This window comes from Herbaspirillum aquaticum (assembly GCF_002213425.1).
Lineage (GTDB): Bacteria > Pseudomonadota > Gammaproteobacteria > Burkholderiales > Burkholderiaceae_D > Herbaspirillum > Herbaspirillum aquaticum.
Genome location: NZ_NJGV01000009.1, coordinates 120207 through 132024 on the forward strand (window position 1 = coordinate 120207; position 11818 = coordinate 132024).

9 protein-coding genes are annotated in these 11818 nt (G+C 64.2%); 4 read left to right on the forward strand and 5 right to left on the reverse strand.

What is annotated here, in order from left to right:
* Window positions 1–15 precede the first annotated feature (15 nt).
* The 3 genes from zwf to tal all read left to right on the forward strand — a co-directional run bounded on the left by zwf (window position 16) and on the right by tal (window position 3416).
* Window positions 16–1482, forward strand: coding sequence for a glucose-6-phosphate dehydrogenase (gene zwf / locus CEJ45_RS11750; protein WP_088755294.1), 1467 nt, complete (start codon window positions 16–18; stop codon window positions 1480–1482).
* A 38-nt stretch (window positions 1483–1520) separates the two neighbouring features.
* The gene (locus CEJ45_RS11755; RefSeq protein ID WP_034310514.1) at window positions 1521–2375 is read left to right on the forward strand and encodes an SIS domain-containing protein; all 855 of its coding nucleotides are present in this window, start codon (window positions 1521–1523) and stop codon (window positions 2373–2375) included.
* A 105-nt stretch (window positions 2376–2480) separates the two neighbouring features.
* Complete coding sequence (gene tal, locus CEJ45_RS11760; protein ID WP_088755295.1) at window positions 2481–3416, forward strand: transaldolase; 936 nt, start codon at window positions 2481–2483, stop codon at window positions 3414–3416.
* 68 nt (window positions 3417–3484) lie between these two features.
* Here the strand turns inward: tal and CEJ45_RS11765 are convergent, their stop codons facing one another.
* From CEJ45_RS11765 to CEJ45_RS11785, 5 genes are all read right to left on the reverse strand, one after another.
* The gene (locus CEJ45_RS11765) at window positions 3485–5038 is read right to left on the reverse strand and encodes a methyl-accepting chemotaxis protein (protein ID WP_187697667.1); all 1554 of its coding nucleotides are present in this window, start codon (window positions 5036–5038) and stop codon (window positions 3485–3487) included.
* 229 nt (window positions 5039–5267) lie between these two features.
* Entirely contained in the window at window positions 5268–6305 is a 1038-nt protein-coding gene (locus CEJ45_RS11770; RefSeq protein ID WP_088755297.1) for an L-idonate 5-dehydrogenase, read from the reverse strand.
* 27 nt (window positions 6306–6332) lie between these two features.
* Window positions 6333–7127 carry an SDR family NAD(P)-dependent oxidoreductase gene (locus CEJ45_RS11775; RefSeq protein ID WP_088755298.1) on the reverse strand — a complete coding sequence of 265 codons (795 nt, stop codon included), beginning with the start codon at window positions 7125–7127 and terminating at the stop codon, window positions 6333–6335.
* A gap of 71 nt (window positions 7128–7198) precedes the next feature.
* Window positions 7199–8752, reverse strand: a complete 1554-nt coding sequence (gene gntK / locus CEJ45_RS11780) for a gluconokinase (RefSeq protein WP_088755299.1) — start codon at window positions 8750–8752, stop codon at window positions 7199–7201.
* Window positions 8753–8812: 60 nt separating this feature from the next.
* Window positions 8813–10165 (reverse strand): GntP family permease, encoded by a 1353-nt coding sequence (locus CEJ45_RS11785; protein ID WP_034334060.1) that lies wholly within the window; start codon window positions 10163–10165, stop codon window positions 8813–8815.
* Window positions 10166–10613: 448 nt separating this feature from the next.
* Here CEJ45_RS11785 and gntR point away from each other — a divergent pair, with 448 nt between their 5' ends.
* Window positions 10614–11672, forward strand: a complete 1059-nt coding sequence (gene gntR / locus CEJ45_RS11790; protein WP_088755300.1) for an HTH-type transcriptional regulator GntR — start codon at window positions 10614–10616, stop codon at window positions 11670–11672.
* Window positions 11673–11818 lie beyond the last annotated feature (146 nt).

The window sequence follows — 11818 nt, forward strand, 5'->3', positions numbered from 1 at the left end:
GAGACAACACACACCATGGCTACTTCTGATTTCGATCTGGTTTTATTCGGCGGCACCGGCGACCTCTCGATGCGCAAGCTGCTGCCGGCGCTGTACGCCCGCGAACGCGCGCGCGACCTGCCGGCCGATGCCCGCATCATCTGCCTGGGCCGCGATGAAAAGTCGCGTGAGGATTTCCTCAAGCTGGTGGAAAAGGATTCCAAACCCCACGTGCCGGCGGCCAACATGGACGCCACCGTCTGGGACCGCTTCACCAATCGCCTGCAATACGCCTCGGTCAATGCCAAGGAAGCCGACAGCTTCAGCCACCTGAAAGAAGCCCTGCGCGAAGTCGACGGCCTGGCCCGCGTGTTCTACCTGGCCACGCCGCCCAGCCTGTTCGCCTCCATCTGCGAGAACCTGTCCAAGGCTGGCCTGGTCACCCCGACCTCGCGCGTGGTGCTGGAAAAACCGCTGGGCCGCGACCTCGAAAGCGCGCGCAACATCAATGCGCAAGTGGGCCGCTATTTCCAGGAATCGCAGATCTTCCGTATCGACCACTACCTCGGTAAAGAGGCGGTGCAGAACCTGCTGGCGCTGCGCTTCGGCAACGTGCTGTTCGAGCCGCTGTGGCGCCGTGAATGGATTTCCGACGTGCAGATCACCATCGCCGAAGAACTCGGTGTCGGTGGCCGCTTCGATTACTACGACACCTCCGGTGCCCTGCGCGACATGCTGCAGAACCACCTGCTGCAATTGCTCTGTATCGTGGCCATGGAGCCGCCGGTATCGAACTCGGCCGACGCCGTGCGCGATGAGAAACTGAAGGTGCTGCGCTCGCTCAAGCGCTTTACCCCGACCACGCTGGCCATGAATGTCGTGCGCGGCCAGTACCGCGCCGGTCACGTCGATGGCGTGGCCGTGCCCGGCTACCGCAAGGAAGCCGACGCCAATCCCGATTCGCGTACCGAGACCTATGTGGCGGTCAAGGCCGAGATCGATACCTGGCGCTGGGCCGGCGTGCCCTTCTACCTGCGCACCGGCAAGCGCATGGCCGATTCGCTGGCCGAGATCGTGGTGCGCTTCAAGAGCGTGCCGCACTCCATCTTCGCGCACCAGAACGACACCCCCAACTGCCTGGTCATCCGCCTGCAACCGGACGAAGGCCTGCACATGAACCTGATGGCCAAGCAGCCCGGCGACGGCATGCGCCTGCGCCCGGTGGAGCTGGAACTGGACTTCCGCGAGAAGTTCAAGACCCCGCGCATGGATGCCTACGAGCGCCTGCTGCTGGATGTGCTGCGCGGTCACCTGACCCTGTTCATGCGCAGCGACGAACTGGAAGCCGCCTGGGAATGGGTGGAACCCATCCTCACTTACTGGGACCAGCAGGAAGCCGATCCCGTGCCCTACAACGCCGGCACCTGGGGTCCGGCGGCTGCGAGCGCACTGATCGGCCGCGATGGCCTGCAGTGGCGCGAAGAAGCGCTGCCCGAGGTCTGAGGCCACAGGCTTAGTGTCACCAGGCCACTGCCATGTCCATGCTGCTCGATTCCATTCGCACCCACATCAACTCCCTCTCCAAGTCGGAGAAGAAAGTGGCGGCGACCATCCTCGCCAACCCGCAGCTGGCCTTGGCGGAGAACCTGACGGCGCTGGCCAAGAATGCCGAGGTCTCGGAACCCACCGTGATCCGCTTCTGCCGCGCCATCGGCTACGAGGGCTGGCACGACTTCAAGTTGAAACTCGCGCAGAGCCTGGCGCTGGCCCTGCCCGGTGCCGATGAGACGCTGGCGCAGGATGACCTGGCGGCCGACCTGGTCAACAAGATCTGCAGCCGCTCCATCAACACGCTGCTGGATCTGCGCAACCACCTGAACCCGGATGCGATCCAGCTGGCGCTGGACGTGCTGGCGCGGGCCAACAAGATCGAGTTCTACGGCCAGGGGACCTCCGGCATCGTGGCCAACGACGCGCAGCACAAGTTCTTCCGCTCGGGCGTGCCCACGGTGGCTTACTCCGACCCGCACATCCACAGCATCGCAGCCTCGCTGCTCAAGGCCGGCGACTGCGTGGTGGCGATCTCGCAGCGTGGTGGCAATGCCGCCCTGCTGCGCTCGATCCAGCTGGCGCGCAAGGGCGGTGCCGACATCATCGTGCTGGGCCCGTCCGGCACCCCGCTGGCCGAACTGGCCACCGTATTGGTGCCCATCGACCTGTCCTTCAATATCGATCCCTATACCCCCATCTCGGCGCGCCTGGCGCACCTGGTGGTGATCGACATCCTCGCCGTGGGCCTGGCCCTGCGGCGCGGACCGGAATTCCGCAAGAAGATGCAGAACGCCCAGAAATCGCTGCAGAAATTCGACATGCAATTCGATTCCTTCTTCCGTTGAGAGGACTGCGACGGATCAAGGATCAGTCATTGACCGACAGACAGCGCAGCGCCAATGCGTACAATGCCGTTGTCCCCTTCATTCTCTTTAGCAACAGGACTTTCCATGAGCCAGCTTGACCAGTTGAAGCAGTACACCACCATCGTGGCCGATACCGGCGACTTCCAGGCGATGAAGGCCTTCGCCCCGCAGGATGCCACCACCAATCCCTCGCTGATCCTCAAAGCCGTGCAGAAGGCGGAGTACAAGCCGCTGCTGGAGTCGGTCGTCAAGGCGCATGCCGGCAAGAGCACCGATGAAATCATCGACCGCCTGCTGATTGCCTTCGGCCTGGAAATCCTGAAGCTGATCCCGGGCCGCGTCTCCACCGAGACCGATGCGCGCCTGTCCTTCGATACCGAAGGCACGGTGGCCAAGGGACGCGAACTGATCCGCCTGTACGAAGAAGCCGGCATTGCCCGCGAGCGCGTGTTGATCAAGATCGCCTCCACCTGGGAAGGCATCCGTGCCGCCGAGATCCTGGAAAAGGATGGCATCCGCTGCAACCTGACGCTGCTGTTCTCGCTGCCGCAAGCCATCGCCTGCGCCGAAGCCGGTGTCCAGCTGATCTCGCCCTTCGTCGGCCGCATCTATGACTGGTACAAGAAGTCCACCGGCCAGGACTACACCGGCAGCGATGATCCGGGCGTACAGTCGGTCAAGTCGGTCTACAACTACTACCGCAAGTTCGGCTACACCACCGAAGTGATGGGCGCAAGCTTCCGCAATACCTCGCAGATCGTGGAACTGGCCGGTTGCGACCTGCTGACCATCAGCCCGGACCTGCTGCAGAAGCTGGCCGAGTCCGACGCACCGGTCGAGCGCAAGCTGAGCAAGGAAGCGGCCGATGCCGCCGATATCGAGCGCATCTCGCTGGACGAAAAGGCTTTCCGCCTGGCCTTGAACGGCGACGCGATGGCCACCGAAAAACTGGCCGAAGGCATCCGCCAGTTCGCGGCCGATGCAGTGAAGCTGGAACAGATCGTGGACGGCCTGCGTTGAACTAACGCACAGCCCGCCAGCCGGCCCCCATCACAAGGCGAGCACCTGCGTGCTCGCCTTGTTGCCATCTACGCCAGGCTGGCCCGCATTCCCCGCACCAGCTGGCATTGGAAAAAACCCACCGTCGTCTGCAAGTGGATGGCACGCCGGTTGAGTTCTTCCGAGGTCACCGCCAGTTCTTCCGAACTCAGCGAATTCTGCTGGATCACCTGGGCCAGCTCGCTGGCGGCGGCACTGATCTGGCTGACGGCGTCTGATTGTTGATCCGCTGTCTGCACGATGTCCTGCACCAGGGCCGAGGTGCGGGCAATGGTCGGCACCATGTCATCCAATTGCCGTTCGGCCGCGCAGGCCAGGGCCACGTTCTCGCGCGCTACCGCATCGATCTCCTGGGCCGCTGACTGGCTGCGCTCGGCCAGCCGCCGCACTTCGGCCGCCACCACCGCAAAGCCGCTGCCGTGCTCGCCCGCATGGGCGGCCTCGATGGTGGCATTCAAGGCCAGCAGGTTGGTCTGGTAAGCGATGTCATCGATGACTTCGATCTTGCCGGCAATCTGCTGGATGGCTACTACCATCTGCCTGACCGTTTCTGCACATTGACGTGCTTCCAGCGCTGCGGCCGCAGCGATCTGGTCGGTCTGGCGGGCGTTCCGGGCGGTGCTGAGGATGGAGGCATGGATCCGGGCCAGCGCTTCGCTGGTCTGTTCCACACCGATGGCCTGCTCGCTGGAGGCGCGCGAGAGCGCTTGCGCCGTCGCACTCACCTCTTCGGCCGTGCTGACCAGCCCTTCGGCGTTGTCGCGCACCTCGGTCACGACCTGGGCCAGGCGCGTCATCGTTTTCTGGATCGCATGCATCATGCTGTCGCTGCAGCGGGACTTCAGGCTGACCTTCTGGACCAGATCACCATCGGACAGGCGCTGCATCACCGTCACCACGTCGCCGGGCTCGCCGCCCATCTGGCGCAGCAGGGTGCGGGTGAGCACCCATCCCGCCAACAGCATGGCCAGCAGCACGCCGCCGGCCACCTGCAGCACGTTCTCCAGGGCGTCGCGGATGATCTCCCGTGCGCTGAGGGCACCGGCTTCCCCCAAGGCGATGTTGTAGGAACGATGTCGCCCAAAGGTCACCTGGACGCCATCAACGCCCGCCCGGAACTCCAGCATCGCTTGCGACAGGCTGTCCTCGATGCGGTCTGCATCAGCCACCGCCAAAAGCCGTCGCACCACTTCCTCGAAGGCGACGATGCGGGCCTGGACATCGGCCAGCATCGCGCCATCGGTCTCATCGGTGATGTAAGCCTCCGCGTACAGTTTGAGATGCCGGTTCAACCGCGTGCGCTGCACTTCGATCTCCTGCAGCAAGCGGGCGCGGTCGTGCGGATCGTGATTGAACAGGTATTGGTAAATGCGTCCCTGGATGGCATTGAAGGCGGCCTGTGCATCATCAAGCGTGGTCACGCTGGGCACCGTATTGACCTGGGCGTAACTGGCCGCCTGGTAGACATTCTCGATCTGGCGCAAGCTGACGGCGGCCGTGGCGACCAGCCCCAGCAAGGCCAGCAGGATCAGCACCGACAGGCGCTGGCCGACGGTCAAGGTGCGAAGTCCTGGCCTGGACATGATTTCCTCCCCCCAGAGGTGTGGCGATGGCGGTATGCCAGAGCGCGCCCCCCTCCGAGCCGCGCGCTGCCGTTTTGGCAACGAACTTATAGCGCGCAGCCAGGCTTGTCAATCAAGGCCGGCATCCACCCTGCAGGGCGGGAAAAACAAAAATGCCACCGCGCAACACTGCGCGATGGCGTTCTCACTTTCCCTGACGGCAGCCCCGCAAGGAAGCCACCATGCGGGCTCAGTCAAAACTGATCTGCACCTTCATCATCTTCGACCGGTCACCAGCGATCTCGAAGGCCTCCACCGCCTGGGCGATGGGATAGGTCGCGGTGATCAGGGGCTTCACGTCCACCAGCTTGCGGTTCATCAGTTCCACCGCCATGGCAAACTCCTCATGGAAACGGAAGGCACCGCGCCAATCCAGTTCCTTGCCCACCAGCAGGTTGGCGGGGAACTGGATGTCGCCCCCCAGCCCGACCTGCACGATGACGGCTTGCGGACGCAGCGCTTCCAGCGCGCCCACCAGCGCACGTTCATTGCCGCTGGCTTCGAAGAGGACATCGAAAGTCCCCTTGTCGGCGGCAAAGGCCTTCAAGGCATCGGGCGTCTCGGCCATGTTGATGGCGCGGTCGGCACCCACCTGCAGGGCCGCTTGCAAGGGCATGCTGGCCACATCGGTGACCACCACTTCCAGCGCACCGGCGCGGCGTGCCGCCACCACCACCAGGGCGCCGATGGGACCGCAGCCGGTCACCAGCACCCGCTTGCCCACCAGCGGACCGGCACGGCGCACCGCGTGCAGCGCCACCGACAGCGGCTCGGCCATGGCCGCTTCGCCATCGGTGACATGGTCGGCCACGATGTGGGCCTGCGCACGTTCGATGATGATTTCCTGGCGGAACGCACCCTGTACGTGCGGGGTGCGCATGGCACTGCCGTAGAAGCGCATGTCCAGGCAATGATTCTGCTTGCCTTCCTGGCAGTACTTGCAAACGCCGCAGGGGCGGCTGGGCGAGATGGCGATGCGCGTGCCGGGTGCGATGTCGGTGATGGCCGAACCCACTTCGGCGATCTGGCCCGAGACTTCATGGCCCAGCACCATCGGTTCCTTGATGCGCACCACGCCGAAACCGCCGTGATGATAGTAGTGCAGGTCCGAGCCGCAGATACCGCCGGCCTTGACCTTGACCTTCAGTTGCTGCGGTTGCAGGGGGGCGGACTCCAGCGGCTGGATGCGCAGGTCGTGCGGTGCATGGATGACGAGGCCTTGTTGCATGTTTGTCTCCGAAATGATCTCAATGATTTACAAGGTAGCGGTCACGCCGCCATCCACGTAGAGGATGTGGCCGTTGACGAAGCGCGAGGCATCGCTGCCCAGGAACACGGCCGCGCCCACCAGGTCTTCCACATCGCCCCAGCGGCGCGAAGGGGTGCGGCCCACCAGCCAGTCGGTGAACTTGGCATCGTTGACCAGGGCCATGTTCATCTCGGTCTTGAAGTAGCCGGGACCCAGGCCGTTGACCTGGATGCCGTACTTGCCCCAGTCGATGGCCATGCCCTTGGTGAACATCTTCACCGCGCCCTTGGTGGCGGTATAGGGGGCGATGCCGGGACGGCCCAGTTCGCTCTGCACCGAGCAGATATTGATGATCTTGCCCGCGCCGCGCGGGATCATGTGGCGCGCTACCGCCTGGGCGGCATAGAAGACGCTGTTCAGGTTGGTGTTGATCAGGTCGTGCCAGTCCGATTCCTTGAACTCCTCCAGCGGATTGCGGCGCTGGATGCCGGCGTTGTTGACCAGGATGCCGATGGCACCGATCTCGCTTTCGATCTTCTGTACCGCCGCCTTGACTTCGTCATTGACGGTGGCATCGAAGCTGGCTTCATGAATGGTGTGGCCCTCGGCACGCAATTGCGCCGCGACGGTGGCGAGCTTGCCGGCATCGCGTCCGTTGAGCACGATGGCCGCGCCAGCCTGGGCCATGCCGCGTGCCAGCGCCAGGCCGATGCCACCGGAGGAACCGGTGATCAGCGCCAGCTTGCCTTCCAGCGAAAAGCCCTGCAACCCTGCGGGCAAGGGGGTGGTCTTGATGGTCATGATGTCTCTTTCTTCTTGTCGGAAATTTCAGTGTCAACACCTGCCTTGCCCTTGATGGCGCAAAACAGGACTCAGTGCTGCTTTCCAGTCTCGCGCTGGAAGGCGGCGATAGCGTGATATTCCGCCTCCAGTTTGGCCGGAATGGCTGCAAAGATGGGTTGCAGGCGGCCATAGACGGCGACCGCCTCGGCCTCGGGAGCGTGATGGTTGGTGGAGCCGACCATGCCGGAGATCACCGACAGCGACGGCAGCAGGCCCAGTGCCCAGGCGCCCAGCACGGCCGCGCCCAGGCAGGACGATTCCACGCTCTCGGGCACCACCACCTCGCGGTTGAAGATGTCGGCCATCATCTGCCGCCACAGGGCCGAGCGGGCAAAGCCGCCGGTGGCCATCATGCGCTTGGTCGGGCCGACCAGTTCTTCCAGCGCGGGCAGGATGCTGTAGAGGTTGAAGATCACCCCTTCCAGGGCGGCGCGGATCATGTGGTGCTTGCCGTGATGCAGGGCCAGGCCGAAGAAGGAGCCGCGCAGGTCGGCATTCCACAGCGGGGCACGCTCGCCGGCCATGAAGGGATGGAACAGCAATCCTTCGGCACCGGGGCGCACCTTCTCGGCGATGCGGGTCAGGGCCTCATAGGGATCGACGCCCTCTTCACGCGCCGCCGCCGCTTCGGCGGTAGCCAGTTCATCGCGCACCCAGCGGAAGATGTTGCCGCCATTGTTGACGGGGCCACCGACCACCCAGTGTTTTTCGGTCAGTGCATAACAGAACAGGCGGCCATGCGGATCGGTGAGCGGCTCATCGATCACGGTACGCATGGCGCCGGAGGTACCAATGGTCACGGCCACATGGCCGATCTCGATGGCGTTCACGCCCAGGTTGGAAAGCACGCCGTCATTGGCGCCGATGATGAAGGGAGTGTCCACCGACAGCCCCAGGCGCTGCGCCATCTCCGGCGAAAGCGCCGGCAGGCGGTGCGTGGTCGGGACCGGGGTGGGCAATTGTTCGGGACGTACACCCAGCAATTCCAGCGCCCCCTGGTCCCAGGCCAGCTCGCGCAGGTTGAACATGCCGGTGGCCGAGGCGATGGAGTGGTCCACCACCCACTGGCCGAAGAGCTGGTACAGCAGGTATTCCTTGATGCCGACGAAGCGCGCGGCCCGGTTGAAGACTTCAGGCTTTTCATGGCGCATCCACATCAGCTTGCACAGGGGCGACATGGGGTGGATGGGCGTACCGGTACGGCGGTAGATGGCATTGCCGTCGTGCTCGTGCTTGATGCGTTCAGCCCAGACCGAGGCGCGGATATCGCCCCAGGTGATGCTGTTGGAGAGCAGGCGATTGTCGGCGTCCAGCGCGATGACGCTGTGCATGGCCGCGCTGAAGGATAGCAGCGCGATCTCCTGCGGTGCGGCCTTGGCGGCCTTGACGGCGCCTGCGATGGAGGCCAGCGCGGCGGCGACAATCTGCTCCGGGTCCTGTTCCGCCATGCCCGGTTCGGTACAGAGGACCGGGTATTCCTCTGCATGCTGGGCCACCACCTTGCCATCGAGCGTGAAGACCACGGTCTTGGTGCTGGTGGTGCCGATATCGACGCCGAGCATGTAGGGTGCGGAAGAGGACATGTGAATTTTCCTTGAGAAACAAAGCAAGACGCCCGGACCAGCCGGGCGTTGCATTCAGTCTTAGACGACCAGGTTGAGCAACATGATGAAGATGATAGCAACAACCGAGATCAGCGTTTCCATCACCGTCCAGGTCTTGAAGGTTTCACCGACGCTCATGTTGAAGTATTCCTTGACCAGCCAGAAGCCCGCATCGTTGACGTGCGACAGGATCAGCGAACCGGCGCCGGTGGCCAGCACCAGCAGTTCCTTGTTGGTGCCGGGGATCAGGGCCACCAGCGGCGCGACGATGCCGGCACCGGTGATGGTGGCGACGGTGGCCGAACCGGTGGCCACGCGGATCACGCCAGCCACGAACCAGGCCAGCAGCAGGGGCGAGATTTGCGCATGCACGGCCAGCTGGCCGATGGCAGTGCCCACGCCGGAGTTCACCAGCATCTGCTTGAAGCCGCCGCCGGCACCGATGATGAGCACGATGGCCGCAGTCGGGGCCAGGCTCTGGTCCACGAATTTCAGCACTTGCTGGCGGGTGAAGCCACGGGCGATGCCGAAGGTCCAGATCGCCAGCAGCAGTGCGGCCAGCAGGGCCACGATGGGGTTGCCGATGAAGTCCATCAGGTCGCGCACGGCGTGGCCTTCCGGCAGGGTGACGTCGACGAAGGTCTTGAGCAGCATCAGGAACACCGGCAGCAGCACCGTCACCAGGGTGGTGGTGAAGCCCGGCAGGTTGGTGGTCTGCGGCTCACGCGCCAGTTGCGCCATCAGTTCCTCGGAGGGCTTGATGTCGACGTAGCGCGAGATGAAGGCACCGAACAGCGGGCCGGCGATGATGACGGTCGGCAGGCCCACCAGCAGACCGTAGAAGATGGTCTTGCCGATGTCGGCGCCGAAGATGCCGATGGCCAAGAGCGGGCCCGGATGCGGCGGCACCAGGCCGTGCATCACCGACAGGCTGGCCAGCATGGGCATGCCGATCTTGAACAGCGGCACGCCCGAGCGGCGCGCCACGATGAACACCAGCGGGATCAGCAGCACGAAGCCGATCTCGAAGAACAGCGGAATGCCGACCAGGAAGGCGCCCATCATCATGGCCCAGTGCACGCGCTCGCGGCCGAAGGCGCGCACCAGCGTCTGGGAAATCTGGTCAGCGCCGCCGGACTCGGCCATCAGCTTGCCCAGCATGGTACCCAGGCCCAGCACGATGCCGACGAAACCCAGCACGCCGCCGAAGCCGTCCTGGAAAGACTTGACGATCTTGGGCAGCGGCATGCCGGAGATCAGCCCAAGGAAGCCCGAGGTGATGGTCAGGGCGATGAAGGGATGGATGCGCAGGCGCGTGATCATGAGGATCAGCGCGAGGATCGCAATGACTGCATTGAACAGCAAGGTGGCGTCGTGGCTCATGCCCAGCATGGGATCTCCGATTGCCGATAGCCGATGGCGCACGATCCCCGGTTCACCGCAGCGGCGCGGCCCCGCGCATGGCGGTAGGGCGAGCGTCTCCTGCGGCCTCTCCTGGGGAAGGCACGGACATCTGCACTATCTGCGTAGTGTTTTATTGAGGAACCCACGAGGGCTGCACTGAGTTCCGTTCCTGAGTGTGGTATGCCGCCGCCAGCTCCGCCGCCGTGTGCCCGGAGGTACGGATGTTAGCGTTAACATGGGGCGCGATGATAACGCTAACATTTTGCACGGGTCAAACACTTGTTGTGTTGCGGTGCGTCAGAAGCGTGGCCTGACGGGGCGTCGCAGGGAGATAAATTGTTTTGCAGAAACACCGGAAGGGACTTCCCGGACGCCAAGAGGCCCCCGCAAGCAGGTATCATGTCGCCACCCTGAATGACCGCCCTCCCCCGCATCCATGACCCAGCGCGCAGCACCCAAGTCCAAGCCGAAGTCCCTACCCGCCGTGCGCGGCAGCCGCGCTACCGGGCGCGTCACCATCATCGACGTGGCGGCCGAGGCCGGGGTGAGCCCGATGACGGTCTCCCGGGCGCTGAAAAATCCCGGCCTGGTGCAGGAACAGTCGCGCCAGCGCATCCTGGAAGCCATCGATCGCCTGGGCTATGTGCCCAACCAGGCCGCCTCGACGCTGGCTTCTGCACGTTCGCAGGTGATCGCGGTGCTGGTGCCGTCGCTGACCAATGCGGTCTTCATCGAGACGCTGTCCGGCATCCGTGACTACCTGGCCGGCGCCGGCTACCAGTTCCTGATCGGCGAGACCGGCTACGTGCGGGCCAAGGAAGAGCAGCTCATCGCCACCTACCTGGCCCATGCACCAGCCGGTTTCCTGCTCTCCAGCAGCGAGCAGCACGACATCCTGCAGGCGCGCCCGGGCAGCCGCGACATCCCGGCGGTACGCATGTTAGACCTGGGGCGCAGCCAGCATGATTTCTCGGTGGGGTTCTCGCAGACGCGCGCCGGGCACGCGGTGGCCCGGCACCTGGTGGAGCGCGGCTACCGGCGCCCGGCGTTCCTGGCGGCCCAGCTCGACCCGCGCATGATGAAGCGCCGCGAGGGTTTCCGCAAAGGTTTGCTGGAAGCCGGGATCACGCCCGAGATTGAAGTACTGCTGCCCGAGCCGACCACGGTCGACATGGGCGCACAGTTGCTGCGGCGCGTGCTGCAGCAGCACCCGGAGTGCGACTCCGTGTTCTGCTGCAATGATGACCTGGCCCTGGGCGCGCTGTTTGAATGCCAGCGCCAGGGCATCAGCGTGCCGCGCGAAATGGCCATTGCAGGCTTCAACGATCTCTCCTGGGCAGCTTGCGCCACGCCCTCCATCACTACCGTGGTCACGCCGCGTTATGACATCGGCTACAAGTCGGCCGAGATGCTGGTGCGCCAGCTCAAGGGCGAAGACATTCCCAAGGGGCGGCTCGATCTCGGCTTCGAGCTGGCGGTACGCGAGAGTACCTGAGACCGTTCGCATTCACGCTCGCACCTGCATCCCCCACATCCGTGGACGAATCGGCGTCAATAATCCACCCATCGCCGGCTCCTGGCTCTGGACAGAAAATCGCCATTCTCTACAATCTCCCGGTGTCGTTCTGCTCTGCAAGAATG

Coding starts and splice junctions, on each gene's coding strand:
- CEJ45_RS11775 (WP_088755298.1), bottom strand. CDS start 7,127: ATGACCATCAAGACCACCCCCTTGCCCGCAGGGTTGCAGGGCTTTTCG.
- CEJ45_RS11755 (WP_034310514.1), top strand. CDS start 1,521: ATGCTGCTCGATTCCATTCGCACCCACATCAACTCCCTCTCCAAGTCG.
- zwf (WP_088755294.1), top strand. CDS start 16: ATGGCTACTTCTGATTTCGATCTGGTTTTATTCGGCGGCACCGGCGAC.
- CEJ45_RS11785 (WP_034334060.1), bottom strand. CDS start 10,165: ATGCTGGGCATGAGCCACGACGCCACCTTGCTGTTCAATGCAGTCATT.
- CEJ45_RS11770 (WP_088755297.1), bottom strand. CDS start 6,305: ATGCAACAAGGCCTCGTCATCCATGCACCGCACGACCTGCGCATCCAG.
- CEJ45_RS11765 (WP_187697667.1), bottom strand. CDS start 5,038: ATGTCCAGGCCAGGACTTCGCACCTTGACCGTCGGCCAGCGCCTGTCG.
- gntR (WP_088755300.1), top strand. CDS start 10,614: ATGACCCAGCGCGCAGCACCCAAGTCCAAGCCGAAGTCCCTACCCGCC.
- tal (WP_088755295.1), top strand. CDS start 2,481: ATGAGCCAGCTTGACCAGTTGAAGCAGTACACCACCATCGTGGCCGAT.
- gntK (WP_088755299.1), bottom strand. CDS start 8,752: ATGTCCTCTTCCGCACCCTACATGCTCGGCGTCGATATCGGCACCACC.